The organism is Pseudalkalibacillus sp. R45, from assembly GCF_052246725.1.
Taxonomy (GTDB): Bacteria; Bacillota; Bacilli; order Bacillales; family Fictibacillaceae; genus Pseudalkalibacillus.
Genome location: NZ_JBQQCL010000003.1, coordinates 12,761 through 27,919, shown reverse-complemented (window position 1 = coordinate 27,919; position 15,159 = coordinate 12,761). Strand labels below are relative to the sequence as shown.

Annotated in this window: 19 protein-coding genes; 13 read left to right on the top strand and 6 right to left on the bottom strand. The window is 43.3% G+C overall.

Annotated features, from left to right (window positions below; all coding sequences use genetic code 11):
* Nucleotides 1-16 precede the first annotated feature (16 nt).
* Nucleotides 17-832, top strand: coding sequence for a recombination regulator RecX (gene recX / locus ACTWQL_RS07780; RefSeq protein ID WP_443141884.1), 816 nt, complete (start codon nucleotides 17-19; stop codon nucleotides 830-832).
* On the opposite strand, the gene ACTWQL_RS07775 is transcribed toward recX, so the two are convergent.
* Nucleotides 819-1,490: an SDR family NAD(P)-dependent oxidoreductase gene (locus ACTWQL_RS07775; RefSeq protein WP_443141883.1), complete on the bottom strand. Its 672-nt coding sequence runs from the start codon at nucleotides 1,488-1,490 to the stop codon at nucleotides 819-821. The two genes, recX and ACTWQL_RS07775, sit on opposite strands and share 14 nt — an antisense overlap.
* A 96-nt stretch (nucleotides 1,491-1,586) precedes the next feature.
* Here ACTWQL_RS07775 and ACTWQL_RS07770 point away from each other — a divergent pair, with 96 nt between their 5' ends.
* The gene (locus ACTWQL_RS07770) at nucleotides 1,587-1,904 is read left to right on the top strand and encodes a YfhH family protein (RefSeq protein ID WP_443141882.1); all 318 of its coding nucleotides are present in this window, start codon (nucleotides 1,587-1,589) and stop codon (nucleotides 1,902-1,904) included.
* A gap of 148 nt (nucleotides 1,905-2,052) precedes the next feature.
* Entirely contained in the window at nucleotides 2,053-2,184 is a 132-nt protein-coding gene (locus ACTWQL_RS07765) for a hypothetical protein (RefSeq protein WP_443141881.1), read from the top strand.
* A gap of 130 nt (nucleotides 2,185-2,314) precedes the next feature.
* Here the strand turns inward: ACTWQL_RS07765 and ACTWQL_RS07760 are convergent, their stop codons facing one another.
* Both ACTWQL_RS07760 and sspK read right to left on the bottom strand, forming a co-directional pair.
* A complete protein-coding gene (locus ACTWQL_RS07760) occupies nucleotides 2,315-2,473 on the bottom strand; it encodes a YpzG family protein (protein ID WP_443141880.1) in 159 nt (52 codons plus the stop codon).
* A gap of 27 nt (nucleotides 2,474-2,500) precedes the next feature.
* Nucleotides 2,501-2,644 carry a small, acid-soluble spore protein K gene (gene sspK, locus ACTWQL_RS07755; RefSeq protein ID WP_443141879.1) on the bottom strand — a complete coding sequence of 48 codons (144 nt, stop codon included), beginning with the start codon at nucleotides 2,642-2,644 and terminating at the stop codon, nucleotides 2,501-2,503.
* Nucleotides 2,645-2,718: 74 nt separating this feature from the next.
* Here sspK and ACTWQL_RS07750 point away from each other — a divergent pair, with 74 nt between their 5' ends.
* Entirely contained in the window at nucleotides 2,719-3,003 is a 285-nt protein-coding gene (locus ACTWQL_RS07750) for a YfhJ family protein (protein WP_443141878.1), read from the top strand.
* Between the two features lie 197 nt (nucleotides 3,004-3,200).
* Here ACTWQL_RS07750 and ACTWQL_RS07745 read toward each other — a convergent pair whose 3' ends face one another.
* A complete protein-coding gene (locus ACTWQL_RS07745) occupies nucleotides 3,201-4,184 on the bottom strand; it encodes a metal-dependent hydrolase (RefSeq protein ID WP_443141877.1) in 984 nt (327 codons plus the stop codon).
* 203 nt (nucleotides 4,185-4,387) lie between these two features.
* On the opposite strand from ACTWQL_RS07745, the gene mutY reads away from it, so the two are divergent.
* Together mutY and ACTWQL_RS07735 are read left to right on the top strand one after the other, a co-directional pair.
* The gene (gene mutY / locus ACTWQL_RS07740; protein ID WP_443142167.1) at nucleotides 4,388-5,479 is read left to right on the top strand and encodes an A/G-specific adenine glycosylase; all 1,092 of its coding nucleotides are present in this window, start codon (nucleotides 4,388-4,390) and stop codon (nucleotides 5,477-5,479) included.
* Between the two features lie 3 nt (nucleotides 5,480-5,482).
* Nucleotides 5,483-6,241, top strand: a complete 759-nt coding sequence (locus ACTWQL_RS07735) for an SDR family NAD(P)-dependent oxidoreductase (protein WP_443141876.1) — start codon at nucleotides 5,483-5,485, stop codon at nucleotides 6,239-6,241.
* A gap of 240 nt (nucleotides 6,242-6,481) precedes the next feature.
* On the opposite strand, the gene ACTWQL_RS07730 is transcribed toward ACTWQL_RS07735, so the two are convergent.
* The gene (locus ACTWQL_RS07730; RefSeq protein WP_443141875.1) at nucleotides 6,482-6,706 is read right to left on the bottom strand and encodes a hypothetical protein; all 225 of its coding nucleotides are present in this window, start codon (nucleotides 6,704-6,706) and stop codon (nucleotides 6,482-6,484) included.
* Between the two features lie 163 nt (nucleotides 6,707-6,869).
* Between ACTWQL_RS07730 and ACTWQL_RS07725 the strand changes: the two genes are divergently transcribed.
* Entirely contained in the window at nucleotides 6,870-7,217 is a 348-nt protein-coding gene (locus ACTWQL_RS07725) for a gamma-type small acid-soluble spore protein (RefSeq protein ID WP_443141874.1), read from the top strand.
* Here ACTWQL_RS07725 and ACTWQL_RS07720 read toward each other — a convergent pair.
* Complete coding sequence (locus tag ACTWQL_RS07720; RefSeq protein WP_443141873.1) at nucleotides 7,187-7,408, bottom strand: hypothetical protein; 222 nt, start codon at nucleotides 7,406-7,408, stop codon at nucleotides 7,187-7,189. The genes ACTWQL_RS07725 and ACTWQL_RS07720 overlap by 31 nt on opposite strands.
* 408 nt (nucleotides 7,409-7,816) lie before the next feature.
* Between ACTWQL_RS07720 and ACTWQL_RS07715 the strand changes: the two genes are divergently transcribed.
* The 6 genes from ACTWQL_RS07715 to ACTWQL_RS07690 all read left to right on the top strand — a co-directional run bounded on the left by ACTWQL_RS07715 (nucleotide 7,817) and on the right by ACTWQL_RS07690 (nucleotide 15,106).
* Complete coding sequence (locus ACTWQL_RS07715) at nucleotides 7,817-8,491, top strand: SOS response-associated peptidase (RefSeq protein ID WP_443141872.1); 675 nt, start codon at nucleotides 7,817-7,819, stop codon at nucleotides 8,489-8,491.
* 352 nt (nucleotides 8,492-8,843) lie between these two features.
* Nucleotides 8,844-9,371 (top strand): nucleoside tri-diphosphate phosphatase, encoded by a 528-nt coding sequence (gene ntdP, locus ACTWQL_RS07710; RefSeq protein WP_443141871.1) that lies wholly within the window; start codon nucleotides 8,844-8,846, stop codon nucleotides 9,369-9,371.
* 120 nt (nucleotides 9,372-9,491) lie between these two features.
* On the top strand, nucleotides 9,492-11,219 hold the full coding sequence (locus tag ACTWQL_RS07705; protein WP_443142166.1) for an ABC transporter ATP-binding protein: 1,728 nt from the start codon (nucleotides 9,492-9,494) through the stop codon (nucleotides 11,217-11,219).
* Nucleotides 11,220-11,521: 302 nt separating this feature from the next.
* Nucleotides 11,522-12,493 carry an ABC transporter ATP-binding protein gene (locus ACTWQL_RS07700; protein WP_443141870.1) on the top strand — a complete coding sequence of 324 codons (972 nt, stop codon included), beginning with the start codon at nucleotides 11,522-11,524 and terminating at the stop codon, nucleotides 12,491-12,493.
* Between the two features lie 14 nt (nucleotides 12,494-12,507).
* Complete coding sequence (locus ACTWQL_RS07695) at nucleotides 12,508-13,494, top strand: ABC transporter ATP-binding protein (protein WP_443141869.1); 987 nt, start codon at nucleotides 12,508-12,510, stop codon at nucleotides 13,492-13,494.
* A gap of 25 nt (nucleotides 13,495-13,519) precedes the next feature.
* On the top strand, nucleotides 13,520-15,106 hold the full coding sequence (locus tag ACTWQL_RS07690; protein ID WP_443141868.1) for an ABC transporter substrate-binding protein: 1,587 nt from the start codon (nucleotides 13,520-13,522) through the stop codon (nucleotides 15,104-15,106).
* Nucleotides 15,107-15,159: the final 53 nt, after the last annotated feature.

The window sequence follows — 15,159 nt, the reverse complement described above, 5'->3', positions numbered from 1 at the left end:
GAATGAGGTGATCCATATGAAAGTAGCAAAGATCACAGTCCAGAAGAAAAACAAAAGTCGATTCAATGTATTTATAGATCGTGGAAACGGTGAAGAATTCGGTTTCGGGATCGATGAGGAAGTGTACATAAAGTCAGGCATAAGAAAAGGAATGGAACTGACTGACGAACAAGTTGAAGAGCTTCTTGTACAGGATCAATTCAGCAAAGGCTTGAATAGTACGATGCATTTTCTTTCCTTCCGAATGAGATCGATCCAGGAAGTCGATCAATTTTTATTGAAAAAAGAGTTCGAACCATCAACGAGAAAGGCTGTCATCGAAAGATTGCAAGAGATGGGTCATCTGAATGACCTGGATTTTGCGAAGATGTTCATCCGCAGTAAAATAACGACTACGAAAAAGGGGCCCAAAGCATTGAAACAGGAGCTTCAACAGAAAGGTGTGTCGCAAAAAATCATCGAGGAAGCATTGACGGTATACCCACAGGATGAGCAGATAGAGGAAGCAACGAACTTTGTGCAGAAAAAAGCGAAGCAATACAAAAAGCTCAGTGAAAATGCGCTTAAACAGAAGCTCGCGCAAGTTTTACAGCAGAAGGGTTATCCGTGGAGTGTGATTGAGCAAGCGATAGAAAAAGCCTCCCTTGAAAAAGATGAAGATGAGGAAAGGGAAGCTTTGGATCTGCAGGCACAAAAGGCCCACCGGAAATATGCAAAATTCACTGGCTGGGAATACAAACAAAAAATGAAGCAATTCCTTTACCGCAAAGGTTTTCCAATCGAATTAATCGAGGAATGGCTAAGCGAAAACCAGGACCTTAACGATCGATGAAAATCTCTGCCTGTCCAGTGTTCTGTTCGATGATGAGCTTAGCGACTTCATCCGGGCTTTTTAGGCGGGAGCGGTCCGTGATATGGTCAGTTTCATCCCAAAATGGCGTGTCCATTCCGCCCATATAGACGGCAGTCGCCTTGATGTTCGTCCCTTCAAGCTCTTTGATCAGACTTTCAGTAAAACCTCTGACAGCGAATTTACTTGACACATAAACGGATTCATTTTTCTTACCACGTAATCCAGCTGTCGAAATGATATTCATGATTTGTCCTTCGCCTTGCTCGATGAACCGTGGCATTACGGATCTCGTCAAGTTGATTGTGCCTTTGACGTTCGTTGCCAGCACTTGGTCGATCTCTTCATTCGAGTAGGAATTGAGAGGACCGAAGCAGCCTGTTCCAGCGTTGTTAATGAGGATATCGATTGTCGTTGATTTTAAAAGTGACTGGATAGTGCTCTGGACTTCTCGGTGATCGGTGATGTCACAGACAATGCTCGTTGCTTTTTCACCAGCATCTTTTATGTGTTTTTCAACCTGTTCAAGTGTTTCTAATCGGCGGCCGACTAAATAGACATGATTGCCTTCAGCACTATATTGAACGGCAAGGCTTTCGCCAAGTCCTGTTCCGGCTCCGGTAATCAATATGTTTTTCATGATGGAACACTCCTTGAAATCGGATTCTCCATTATGCTAGCATAATTTTTCTTTAGGGCAAAATTACCTTAGGATGAATTCAGGAGGGAAGTTAGAATGAGTAGATTATTCAGTGATATGAGTGAGTTTGAAATACATGAAGAAATCAGAAGTTTGACGGAGAAAGCCAGAAAAGCAGAGCAGCATGGTATTGTGAATGAGGTTGCAGTGTATGAACGGAAGATCGCGATGGCGAAGAGCTACCTGCTTGACCCATCTGATTATAAAAAAGGTGAGGTATACGAGCTGGCAAATGACCCTGGCAGTATGTTTGAAATTTCATATATGAATGGAGTTTTTGCTTGGGGATACCGTAATGATAATAAGGATCTTGAAGCATTTCCAATCTCCATGCTCCGTAAAAATAAGGCTTAAAAATAAAGGCTGTTTTCGCAAACTTTGTTGCACTTGCACTTAAAGAAAGTATAAAATACTTTCTTCAGTATAAGGGCAACTAAGGCTCGACCTACAAAAGCTTGGTCTCGCCAAGTTTTCTTTAAAAGTCGTTGATTTCCGCTCCAGGATGCTCGCTTTCCGCGGGGCGTGCGGTGAGCCCACTCGTCGCCTTGCGACATTGAATGGTCTCACCTGTCCCGCCGTCCCGCAGGAGTCTCGCACCTTGCTCTCCAATCAACTTGCACAAGGTGAGTTTTAAAAAAACTCAAAAGCAACAATCTTTTAGAAAACAGCCAAAATAAAAAAGGATGACTCATGGTGTAATGATTTCCTGTTGTTCAGGTAACCGTCTATGCCCGATGAGTCAGAGCCTTTAAATAAGCACTTATCTAGGAACGCTTACGTGTTTCAACTTTCAAAACATGGTTATGCAAGCTTCGCTCGGTTTCACCATTGACTTGATGAAACGAGTGCTTAGGGTTTGATCGAGGTGATTGAAATGGATCTTCATAGGCAGGATGCAGCCTGTCGCGGTTGTCTTTTGCCATGAGTTGACACCTCCTCACAAGGTAGCTTTAGGATCGATTGGAACGACTCATTCGTTCTTGGGGTTGAGTCTGGATCGAACCATCAGCACGTTTAGACGCATATTCATCCTTAGCACGGGCTTCGCCGTCAGGAGACTTGCGATTAGGAAAGTTTTTTGCTTTATTGCGCATTGGTAACACTCCTTTCTAAACGATATTTTTAGTATTGGATGAATGGTCTGCCAATATGTCGGGGAATTATTTACATGGGAAGCGAGGAAAGGACAATGGAAGAAACCTTTCATGATCTAGCTGAAGAATTAAGGAGAAAGAATCCACATTTGACGTATGAAGATGCGCGAAGCTGGGTGGAAGCGTTATGGGAAGATTTCGAAGCGACACGTGCACGTGCGGGGCGCAGCTACAAAGGTCAAGAAGTGACTGAACGGATCGTTCGTGAGTGGATCATGCGTTTCGGCGATAAACTCCACGAGTATTTCAGTGCGAATCCCAAATTCCAGCACCTATTGAAAAAAGGACCGAAGCACTGAGCAAGGTTTGATGAGACTGTTGAACGTCGATATCGGTGCAAGTCTAGATTTTATTGGTGAAAAATCAAAATTTATCAGTGATTTCGCGAAAATGGACAGAGAAATGAAAGGCTGATCCAGACGAGAGGAAACGTCCGGACCAGCCTTTTCAGCTCAGCCTGGGCCAAAGGCTTGGCATTGCCAAGTTTTCTTTATTTTTAATTCGTCGTGGCGACATCCAATTTGCGCCGTAATGTTTTTTCACTGTAAACCCAGCCTGTAAAAGAACTGGTGATGTTAAGTTCTTCATCCAATTTCACGACAGCGACGAATGGATAGTGCCCTTTGGAACGATATCTTAAATCGATGAAACGCACTTCATATCCATCAACCTCTTCTTCCACTTCCCAACGATAAACAGGAGAGAAGGACAAGAAGGCAGCAAGGTTTGAGTCTTTGACGGCTTCGTCTAAAATCGGATTTTTCGGAACTGGTTTTCGGTCATAGACATCGTGGATCGTCAGCTGGTCATTTTTTACCTCAATGACATGGAATTGACCGGGGCTCATGACTGCAACGTGCTTTTGCCCCCAGCGCATAGTCGGACACACGATGACTTTTGTAGCATCCGGAACTTCCTCTTTGACCATCTTTATCGTCTGCCTTTTTGCAAGGTAACGCCAAATATAATAACCGAACAGCACGATATAAATCGTCAAAAATGTGTAGCCCGGGTGGAAGCCCTGGTACCAAAGGATAAAACCAAGAATATGCGCAGCGAATATGAACGGATCAAATATATTGATCATCCCATGAGCAATCCACTTTTTTGAAAAGGGATGCATTGCCTGGGTGCCGTATGCATTAAAAATGTCGACGAACACATGCAGGAATACGGATAAGAACGTCCATAACCACACGTGCAGCATATTCGCTCCAGGGAAAAACAATTCCAGACATCCTACAATCAAGAGAGGCCAGAGCACTACCGCCGGGATCGAGTGCGTAATACCACGGTGGTTCCGCAAATAAACGGCATTATTTTTTAATTTTAATACGGTATCAAAATCGGGAGCATTGGAACCAATGATCGTCCCGATTAAAACGGTCTGTGTCGTTAGAGGATCCTGCGCAATAACCGGATCCAGGGTGGCGAGTCCACCTATTGCGATACCCATTACGATATGTGTACCTGTATCCATTCTATTGATGAAGCCTCCTCAGAAAAAAACGATTTCATTCATATTCGGTCTATTCTTAGTGTATCCAAAAATTCAAGTTCGATTGGTTCAGGAATTGTTAATCATTTTATCATTCTCAGTACTTTATAGTATAGTTTAGGACGAGACAGCGCTATTGCCTCATATTCTCAATATACTATCGCGATGGAGGATTAAAGTTGCCTATAAATTTGAAAGACGAACTTGATTTGACAATCGATATAGAAGCTTTCCAATCCGATTTGCTCTCCTGGTATGAAACGGATTACAGAGACTTACCATGGAGAAGGGAACGGGATCCTTATAAAATCTGGGTGTCTGAAATCATGCTTCAGCAAACCCGAGTCGATACAGTAATCCCTTATTTTGAACGTTTCATGGAAATGTTTCCGACTGTCACGGCACTTTCGAACGCAGATGAAGAAAAAGTGCTGAAGGCATGGGAAGGTCTAGGGTACTACTCCCGGGCCAGAAATCTTCAAGCTGCCGTCCGTGAAGTCGAAGAAAAATATCAAGGCATTGTGCCCGACCGACCGAAAGACATCCAGTCATTAAAAGGTGTCGGTCCTTATACAGCAGGAGCAATCGCAAGCATTGCATTCGGCCTGCCGGAACCTGCTGTCGACGGCAATGTCATGCGGGTCCTTTCAAGAATTTTATTGATCGATGAGGACATCGCAAAGCCTCAAACTCGGAAAATCTTTGAAGAAGCTGTACGGATCCTCATTTCTAAAGAAAATCCATCTTATTTCAATCAAGGTCTGATGGAATTGGGTGCAACCATTTGTACCCCTAAGAATCCGACATGCCTGTTATGCCCTGTCCAATCGTATTGTAAAGCATTTGATGAAGGATTACAGGACGAACTGCCTGTCAAAAAGAAAAAACTCAAAAACAAAACCTTACCGATCGCTGTTGCACTGCTTGAAAATGAGCAAGGTGAAACGATCATTGAAAAAAGACCATCTACAGGTTTGCTTGCAAATTTATGGCAGTTTCCTAACCATGAGACAGGGAGCGGATATGATCTTCCACAAAAAGATCAGCTCAAAGCTCACTTAGAAGAAAAATACCCTATTCAAGCCAATTTAAACGACCAATTGCTCAGCTTCCGCCATATCTTTTCGCATCTGACGTGGAATATCACGGTTTATTCTGGCACGTTTACGACAAACGAACCTATAGAAGAACCTAAGCTCGTTTCGAAAAAACAACTGGAGTCGTATCCTTTACCTGTACCACATCAAAAAATCGCTGCCTTATGGAAAGGAGAGTGAAGATTGGACCTGCATCTTAAAAACAAAACAGCACTCGTCACTGGAGGCTCGAAAGGCATCGGAAAAGCGATTGCTGAAGGCTTACTGGCAGAAGGCGTAAATGTTGGAATTTGTGCAAGAGGTGAAGAGGATCTTGAAAAAATGAAGCAAGAACACGAAAGGATTTCGATTTATCAGGGAGATCTGACCGATGAGAAGGTCCGTGAAAAAATCTTTGATCAATTCATTGCTGAGCATGGAAGCATCGATATTTTAGTGAACAATGCAGGCGGCAGTAACGGCGGAAGCATTGAAGAAACAAGCGTAAAACAGTTTCGAGAGGCGATGGAGTTGAACTTCCATTCAGCTGTCCATTTCAGTAAACTAGCGGTGCAAAAGATGAAGGAACATAAGCAAGGCTCGATCATCAACATCTCAAGCATCTACGGTCGTGAATCCGGCGGCAAACCGACCTATAACAGTTCGAAAGCTGCAATGATCAGCTTCACGAAAGCATTAGCTGAGGAAGCGATCAGCTATGGAATCAGGGTCATTGGCGTGGCACCTGGAGCCATCCTGCATCCGACTGGAAATTGGCAAAAAAGACTTGATGAAAATCCTGAGAAGATCAAACAATTTGTAAAAGATGAAATTCCTGGCGGACGCTTTGGAAAGACAGAGGAAATCGCAGATGTCGTTACATTTTTAGCATCAGATCGCGCAAGCTGGGTCGTAGGAGCGACTTTGAACGTGGATGGCGGCCAATCGTACTCGAACAGCTGAGGTTTGACGCTGTCGTGTCACGGCGCGCGAATTTTGTCAGGTACGCTCGTTTGGTCGCTAGATGCCCATTCGGCAGTATCAAGACCAATTTCAGCCGTATGCAAGCAAACAGCTGGACTCCTAAGTGGGTCCAGCTGTTTTTACACTTAAAGAAAGTATAAAATACTTTCTTCAGTAGAAGCGCAACTAAGGCTCAGCCAACGCCAAGGCTTGGCTGAGCCAAGTTTTCTTTACCATCGTTTATTCATAATTCGGGCGTGTGCCGTGACTCCAATCCGCTTCATCCCGATGCAAGCCGCCCCGTTTTTCGATTTCCTCAATGATATCTTGATGGATTGATGTTCCTTCACTATTCAAATAAGGAGTCATTTGCTGCAATGAATGATGGAAGAACGCCAATTCTTTGTCAGTCCATTCTTCCGTCGAGAGCGTTGATAATTCCGACATGTCTCTTCCTACATACATGGTGTTACCTCCTTTTTCGTGGCTTTAGTTTACTTTTACCCTGTGCATATTGAATTTAATCTATCCTTCAAATTAGAGATTATGTATGGTAAATGGTACATCTCAATTTGTCGGATAACACACCTTCTTGATGGTTAAATTAACTCATGTGGAGGTGAGACTCATGGCAAAACAACAAAAGCCAGGACAACAGACACAAGCTGGAACAAACATTCAGCATGTGAAACAACAAAACGCTCAACAGCAAGCTGGTCAACAACAACAAGCTGGTCAATACAATGCTGAATTCGGCAGCGAAATGACTAACGCTCAAGAAGTACGTCGTCAAAACCAGCAAGCTCAACAAAAAGCTCAACAACAAGCTGGGCAACAGCAAGCTGGTCAACAACAACAAGCTGGTCAATACAATGCTGAATTCGGCAGCGAAATGACTAACGCTCAAGAAGTGCGTCGTCAAAACCAGCAAGCTCAACAAAAAGCTCAACAGCAGCAACAACAGCGTAACAAATAGTTACCTTCCACAAGGCATCCTCGGCAATAGCCGGGGGTGCTTTTCCTTTTACATTTAGGCTCTTTTCTAAAAGATTGTTGCTTTTGAGTCATTTTTAAAAACTCACCATGTGCAAGTTGATTGGAGAGCAAGGTGCGAGACCCCTGCGGGATCAGCGTGCCTACTACCTGAATAATCTCCTCGCAAGGCATGCGACGAGGAAGCTCGCTTCGACAGGACTTTCTTGTAGACGCAGGAGCACAAATGCTTCCTTGAAAAGGAGACTCCTGAGGTCGCAAGGCGACGAGTGGGCTCACCGCACGCCCCGCGGAAAGCGAGCATCCTGGAGCGGAAATCAACGACTTTTAAAGAAAACTTGGCGAGACCAAGCCTTTTGTAGGTCGAGCCTTAGTTGCCCTTATACTGAAGAAAGTATTTTATACTTTCTTTAAGTGCAAGAGCAACAAAGTTTGCGAAAACAGCCTACATTTAAAAAAGAAAGCTCCCTTTCCTGACAAATCACAAAGCAAAAGACTTGTCAAAACATGAGATTTCTATAACATGGTTAAATAACGACCAAGTCAGGCTAAACTGTTAAATGAGGAAAGGTGGAACTATATATGTGTGGACGCTTTACGTTGACAGCTGAAATCGATCTACTGATGGATTGGTTTGAAATTGACGAATTCGCCTCGGAGCTTGATCTGCCTGCACGATATAATATCGCACCATCGCAAGAGATCCTGGCTATTGTATCAAATGGTGATAAGCGGAGGGCAGGTTTTTTAAAATGGGGATTGGTTCCTTTCTGGGCAAAAGACCCCACAATCGGGCACAAATTGATCAATGCTAGAGCGGAAACAGTGCCTGAAAAACCAAGTTTTAAGCATGCCTTCAAAAAAAGGAGATGCCTGATCCCGGCGGATGGATTTTTTGAATGGAAAAAAGAAGGAAAGCAGAAACAACCGAAATACATAAAAATGAAAAATGAAATGCCCTTTGCCTTTGCAGGATTATGGGAAAAGTGGAAGGATGATAAAGGGACTCCTGTTCATACGTGTACGATCCTGACGACAGAGCCTAATGAACTGATGGCGAATATTCACAATCGGATGCCTGTCATCTTAATGAAAGAGGACTATTCGAGATGGCTCCAATGGGACGGAGAGACTGATGCGTTAGTTGATATGATGAAACCGTTTGAGGCTTCAAAAATGAAGGCTTATGATGTACCGACCATCGTGAATTCACCGCGTAATGACGTTCCCGAGTGTATTGAGAAGGTATCACCCTAAGAATGCACATTCATTTTCATTTATAGGATTAAAGGATATAATAGGAAGAGAAAAATTAAACGTGCCTTATAAAAAGACTTTGTTATACTTTTTGCGAAATTCACTCCCTTTCAGCGGGCATCCGCAAGCCTCCTCACTCACTTGCACAGGATGTACTGGCTTTGACGTTTTTTTTAGTCGAAGGTCATTTTTATAGTCTAAGATCCATAATTGCTGCGGGGTCTCGCTTGACTCGCTTTTCCCGCAGGAGTGTCACGATTTTCGCTTCAACTTAACTCATCAAAAAATCTACATCGTAATTAACAAAAGTCTTATTAAAAAAGAGTTACAAAATGCAAGGAAGGAGTTTCGTATGTCTTTTCCGACCACTGGAAGTTCGATTCAAATTCAAAGTTATAAACATAATGGGCAGCTGCACCGTGTGTGGGAAGAAACGATTGTACTAAAAGGAACTTCCTCAGTAGTAATCGGCGGAAATGACCGTATCATAGTCACTGAGTCTGACGGAAGACAATGGCGGACGAGGGAGCCAGCGATTTGTTATTTTAACGCGGAACAATGGTTCAATGTCATCGGGATGCTGCGTGAGCACGGAATCCATTACTACTGTAATCTGGGAACTCCTTTTACGTATGATGAAGAGGCCTTGAAGTATATTGATTATGATTTGGATGTAAAAGTATTTCCAGATATGACATATACCATTCTTGATGAGGATGAGTTTGCACTTCATCGTAAAGAAATGGATTATCCAAAAGAAATCAATGACATTTTGAAACGGAACATGGATGAATTATGTTCGATGATCAATCAACGAAAAGGTCCTTTTGAGCCTGACTTTGTTGAAAGTTGGTATGAACGATTCTTAGAATATCGTTAAAAGAAGGGGGCTGACGTATCCATTCAGGTCAGCTCCTTTCTCCACTTGATATGGACGAAGCAAGTGCTGCTGAAAAAGAGACAGCTGGAGGTGATTACGACGAGTAGTACAAAGCGATATATGAAGTTTGTACGACCCTACACCAAACAGATCATTGTGACGGTGTTTATCGGGATATTCAAGTTCGGAATCCCGTTATTGATTCCGTTGATTTTAAAATACGTCGTCGATGACGTGATCAATGCTGATATAAGTGTTGAAGAGAAGTTATCCCGCTTGTCCTGGGTGTTGGGCGGCGCTTTTTTTGTTTTCATCGTATTAAGACCGCCGATTGAGTATTACCGTCAATACTATGCGCAGTGGACAGCGAGTAAAATCCTTTACGACATCCGGGATAATTTGTTCAGTCACATCCAGCGCCTGAGCCTCAAGTTCTATTCCAATACGAAAGTTGGCGAGATCATTTCGCGGGTCATCCATGATGTCGAGCAGACGAAAGCCTTTGTTATTACGGGGTTGATGAATGTTTGGCTTGATATGTTCACGATCGTCATTGCCATTGCAATCATGAGTACCATGGATGTCTGGTTGACACTTGTTGCCATCTCCTTGCTTCCACTTTACGGATTATCGGTCAAATATTTCTACAGTCGATTGAGGAGGTTAACGAAAGATCGTTCTCAGGCGCTTGCAGAGGTTCAGGGACACTTGCACGAACGTGTCCAGGGGATTACGGTGATCAGAAGTTTTGCGATTGAGGACTATGAGCATGAGCAGTTCGATGTCCGCAACTCGAACTTTTTGAACAGAGCACTTGATCATACATCTTGGAACGCACGGACATTTGCCGTTGTCAATACGATTACCGATATAGCTCCAATGCTTGTCATCGGGGTTGCTGGTTATTTTGCGATTACAGGAAAAATTACTGTTGGTTCGATGGTTGCGTTTGTTGCCTACATGGACCGCCTTTACAATCCATTACGCCGTTTGGTGAACTCATCGACTACCTTAACTCAAGCAATCGCCTCTATGGATCGTGTCTTTGATTTCATGGATGAAGCCTACGACATTGAAGACAAACCAGGTGCAAAAAAACTGAAGCATGTCGACGGAAATGTTTCATTCGACAGAGTTACGTTCCAATACAACGAAGAAGAGGAGCCAGTTTTGAAGGATATCCGACTTGATGTGAAAGCTGGCGAAACGATTGCCCTTGTCGGAATGAGCGGCGGTGGTAAATCATCCTTAGTCAGTTTGATACCGAGATTTTATGATGTAACAAGCGGGAGAATTCTGCTGGATGGGGAAGACATCCGCAACTATCAAGTCCGTACGCTGAGAAATCAGATTGGCATGGTGCTTCAAGATAATATCCTGTTCAGTGAATCCGTCCGGATGAATATCAAAATGGGGAATCCTCATGCCTCAGATGAAGAAATGTTTAGTGCCGCCAAGGCTGCGAATGCGCATGCCTTCATCATGAAGCTCCCACAAGGGTATGACACGAAAATCGGCGAACGAGGGGTCAAGCTTTCAGGAGGTCAAAAGCAACGACTCGCGATTGCCAGGGTATTTTTGAAAAATCCACCATTACTTGTCTTGGATGAAGCAACTTCTGCGTTAGACTTGGAAAGTGAGCAGTTAATCCAAGACTCCCTGCAAACTCTTGCTGCTGACAGGACTACCTTTATCGTAGCGCATAGATTAGCTACGATCACGCATGCAGACCGGATTGTTGTAATTGAAGATGGAGCCATTTCAGAAATTGGTTCGCATGAAAAATTAATGGCGAACAAAAGTAGTTATTACAATTTGTTTACTGTACAAGCGTTAGACAAAAAATAGTTTGTAATATTTTTTGAGGTTGGTATCAATATATCAACCTCATTTTTTGTAGGTAAATAAAGGATAAAACAGGTGCGTAAATAGGTATTTAAACGCCGTTATAAGAGAAAAAAGGGGAAGAAAGAAGGATTTTTCGGGTTTGTGTCTAATAGTACATAAGACGTATATTTTAATTTTTCTAAATTTTTCGTGTTGTCAAACTAGTGTAGTGATGGCATAATTATGAACAAACGTTCAGAGACGTAACAATTTTGTAAACTTTTAAACATCAAGATCCAGAGACAGAAAGAGAGGTGGGGCGGATGGATGCTCCAGTACTGGACGTTAAGGGTTTAAAGACCTATTTTTTCACTGATGATGGTGAAGTGCCCGCTGTCGATAATGTCGACTTTCATGTCAAGCGCGGCGAGGTCCTCGGGATTGTCGGAGAGTCAGGTTGCGGAAAAAGCGTAACGTCACTCTCGGTTATGGGGCTTGTTCCTTCTCCTCCAGGAAAAGTAGTAGGTGGGGAGATCCTTTACAAAGGTGAAGATTTAACAAAAGCTACGGATAAACGGATGAGACAAATTCGCGGGAACGATATCGCGATGATCTTCCAAGAACCGATGACATCCTTGAATCCAGTATATAAAATCGGGAATCAGCTGATTGAAGCGATCCGGCTACACAATAAATGGGATAAGAAGAAAGCCTGGAATCGTGCAGTTGAGATCATGAAATTGGTAGGGCTTCCAAGAGCTGAAGAATTGATGGAAAGCTACCCGCATCAGCTTTCCGGAGGTATGAGACAAAGGGTCATGATCGCAATGGCCATGGTATGTAATCCGGAGGTACTTATAGCGGACGAGCCTACCACTGCACTGGATGTGACGATCCAAGCGCAGATCCTTGATTTGATGAAACGTCTGAATGATGAAACGGATACATCGATCATTATGATTACGCATGATCTTGGAGTCGTAGCTGAAATGTGTCAGCGAATCGTCGTCATGTATGCCGGCAAAGTCATTGAAGAAGCGAATGTCGAAACGATCTTCAACAAGCCGAAGCATCCATATACAGTTGGATTGATTCAATCTGTTCCAGATATGCGCCAGAAGAAGGATCGTCTGTATTCCATACCAGGAACGGTGCCGAAGCCAGGTTCGATTAAAAAAGGCTGCAGTTTCGCACCACGTTGTGAACACGCTTTCGACCGCTGTTTTGCCGAAACACCACAATTAGAAGAACAAGAGGATGGAAGCCGGGTTCGTTGCTGGCTTCATGACAGCTAGGAAGGGGTCGAAAAATGTCACAGCCATTATTAGAAGTTAAAGACTTGAAGAAGCATTTTCCGATTACCGGAGGCGTGTTCGGAAAACAAATCGGATCTGTAAAGGCGGTAGATGGTGTATCATTTTCAGTAAATGAAGGTGAAACGCTTGGATTGGTCGGAGAAAGCGGATGTGGTAAATCTACAACAGGACGTATGCTCCTAAGGCTGTTGGAACCGACAGAAGGTGAGGTTCGTTTCAATGGAAAAGAACTGACGAAACTTTCGAGTGGAGAAATGCGTAAGATCCGCAGAGATATGCAAATGGTCTTTCAGGATCCATATGCATCACTCAATCCAAGGCATACAGTCGAAAAAATCATCGAAGAACCGATGATTGTCCATGGTATTGAGAAGGACAGCAAAAAACGCAAAGCACGTGTACGTGAACTTCTTGAAACGGTAGGGTTGAGCGGTTACCACGCAAAACGGTACCCACACCAATTCAGTGGAGGGCAGCGTCAACGGATCGGAGTTGCGAGAGCACTTGCCGTAAAACCGAAGTTGATCATTGCGGATGAACCTGTATCAGCATTGGATGTATCTGTTCAAGCACAGGTACTGAATCTACTTCAAGATTTACAAGGGGAATTTGACCTGACATATGTCTTCATCGCCCACGATCTTGGAGTCGTTCGTCATATCAGCGACAGAGTTGGGGTGATGTATTTAGGGAAAATAGCTGAATTGGCAGATAGCGAAAAGCTATATAAAAAACCGTTGCATCCGTATACACAGGCGTTATTGTCTGCTGTACCGATACCTGATGTAGATTATAAAAAAGATCGAGTCATGCTGCAGGGAGATGTGCCAAGTCCATCGAACCCGCCAGCAGGATGTCCGTTCCACACAAGATGTCCCGAAGCAATGGATGTCTGTAAAAAGGTTGTTCCAAAGTTCCAAGAAGTAGAAGAAAATCATTATGTAGCTTGTCATCTATATGAAGATGACAAGTCCATATAAAAACATTCAAGAGGGGGAGTACCTGATGAAAAAAGGATTTTTATGGGCACTAGCCGTTATCATGGTCATGTCAGTAGCACTGGCAGGATGTAACTCAGATTCTGGCGGAGATGGTGGAGACGATAAGAAAGAACAAACGTTGATATTCGGACGTGGTGGTGACTCTGTTGGATTAGACCCTGCGACTGTAACAGATGGAGAATCATTCAAAGTAATCAAAAATGTCTATGACACGTTAGTAGAGTATGGAGAGCAAGATACAGAAGTAAATCCTTCACTTGCTAAAGAGTGGGAAGTTTCTGAAGATGGTTTGACTTATACGTTCAAACTACGTGAAGGCGTCAAGTTCCATAATGGTGAAGACTTCAACGCAGAAGCAGTAGTGAAAAACTTCGAGCGTTGGATGACTAGTGGGGATTCTGGTAAATTTGCTTACTATGCATCCATGTTTGGTGGGTTCAAAGGTGACGAAGGACATGTCATTAAAAGCGTAGAAGCGAAAGATGAGCATACGGTCGTATTCACATTGAACCGTCCTCAAGCACCATTCTTGAAGAACTTAGCGATGACACCGTTTTCAATCGGTGCACCAGGTGAATTCGACAAACTTGAAACAGAGCCAGTAGGTACTGGTCCATTTAAATTTGTAAGTTGGAAGCGTAATGACCGCATTACTTTAGAAAAGAATGAAGACTTCTGGAGAGATGGACTTCCAAAGCTTGATAAAGTCATCTTCCGTGCAATCCCTGATAACTCAAATCGTTTGAATGCATTGAAAACAGGTGAAGTTCACCTGATTGATGGTGTAAACCCAAGTGATGTGGAAGAAATCAAAAACGCAGAAGAACTTCAGACTTTCTTCCGACCATCTATGAACGTTGGCTACCTTGGATTTAACACTGAGATGGAACCGTTCAATAACAAAAAAGTACGTCAAGCTTTGAACCACGCAGTTGATAAGGATGCATTGATCAAGGCGTTCTATGAAGGACAAGCTGAACCAGCTAAGAACCCTATGCCTCCTGTTATCAAAGGATATAATGATGAAATAGAGCCATACGAATTCGATCTTGATAAGGCGAAGGAATTACTCGCTGAAGCTGGATATCCAGATGGATTCAAGACTGAAATATGGGCAATGCCTGTACCGCGTCCATATATGCCAGATGGTAAGAAAGCTGCTGAAGCGATCGCAGCAAACCTTGCTAAAATCGGTGTAGAAGCTGAAATCGTTTCATACGAGTGGGGTACTTACCTCGAAAAGGTACAAAAAGGTGAAGCACCTATGTTCCTACTAGGATGGACAGGGGACAACGGTGACGCAGATAACTTCCTTTACACGTTACTTGATAAAGATACGATTGGTTCTAACAACTATTCTCGTTTCGCAAACGATGAATTACACGATATCTTAGTTGAAGCACAATCAACACCGGATGAAGATAAGCGTGCAGAGCTTTATAAAGAAGCGCAAGTCATCCTCCACGAAGAAGCACCTTGGGTACCGCTTGTACACTCTGAGCCAGCACTTGCAGGACTAAAGAATGTAGAAGGTTTCAAACCACATCCAACTGGTTCTGACAAGTTAACAAACGTTTCTTTAAGCGAATAAGAGATGGGGGAGTTTAACGCTCCCCTTTTCTTTTAGTAAAAATTCAATTAATC

Bases quoted from the DNA above. Each gene is read 5' to 3' on its own strand.
- ACTWQL_RS07720 (WP_443141873.1), bottom strand. From the start codon at position 7,408: ATGCCTTGCGAGGAGATTATTCAGGTAGTAGGCACGCTGATCCCGCAG.
- ACTWQL_RS07775 (WP_443141883.1), bottom strand. From the start codon at position 1,490: ATGAAAAACATATTGATTACCGGAGCCGGAACAGGACTTGGCGAAAGC.
- ACTWQL_RS07690 (WP_443141868.1), top strand. From the start codon at position 13,520: ATGAAAAAAGGATTTTTATGGGCACTAGCCGTTATCATGGTCATGTCA.
- ACTWQL_RS07705 (WP_443142166.1), top strand. From the start codon at position 9,492: ATGAAGTTTGTACGACCCTACACCAAACAGATCATTGTGACGGTGTTT.
- ACTWQL_RS07750 (WP_443141878.1), top strand. From the start codon at position 2,719: ATGGGAAGCGAGGAAAGGACAATGGAAGAAACCTTTCATGATCTAGCT.
- ACTWQL_RS07760 (WP_443141880.1), bottom strand. From the start codon at position 2,473: ATGGCAAAAGACAACCGCGACAGGCTGCATCCTGCCTATGAAGATCCA.
- ACTWQL_RS07730 (WP_443141875.1), bottom strand. From the start codon at position 6,706: ATGTATGTAGGAAGAGACATGTCGGAATTATCAACGCTCTCGACGGAA.
- sspK (WP_443141879.1), bottom strand. From the start codon at position 2,644: ATGCGCAATAAAGCAAAAAACTTTCCTAATCGCAAGTCTCCTGACGGC.
- ACTWQL_RS07700 (WP_443141870.1), top strand. From the start codon at position 11,522: ATGGATGCTCCAGTACTGGACGTTAAGGGTTTAAAGACCTATTTTTTC.
- ACTWQL_RS07725 (WP_443141874.1), top strand. From the start codon at position 6,870: ATGGCAAAACAACAAAAGCCAGGACAACAGACACAAGCTGGAACAAAC.
- ACTWQL_RS07770 (WP_443141882.1), top strand. From the start codon at position 1,587: ATGAGTAGATTATTCAGTGATATGAGTGAGTTTGAAATACATGAAGAA.
- ACTWQL_RS07765 (WP_443141881.1), top strand. From the start codon at position 2,053: ATGCTCGCTTTCCGCGGGGCGTGCGGTGAGCCCACTCGTCGCCTTGCG.
- ntdP (WP_443141871.1), top strand. From the start codon at position 8,844: ATGTCTTTTCCGACCACTGGAAGTTCGATTCAAATTCAAAGTTATAAA.
- ACTWQL_RS07745 (WP_443141877.1), bottom strand. From the start codon at position 4,184: ATGGATACAGGTACACATATCGTAATGGGTATCGCAATAGGTGGACTC.
- recX (WP_443141884.1), top strand. From the start codon at position 17: ATGAAAGTAGCAAAGATCACAGTCCAGAAGAAAAACAAAAGTCGATTC.
- ACTWQL_RS07715 (WP_443141872.1), top strand. From the start codon at position 7,817: ATGTGTGGACGCTTTACGTTGACAGCTGAAATCGATCTACTGATGGAT.
- ACTWQL_RS07695 (WP_443141869.1), top strand. From the start codon at position 12,508: ATGTCACAGCCATTATTAGAAGTTAAAGACTTGAAGAAGCATTTTCCG.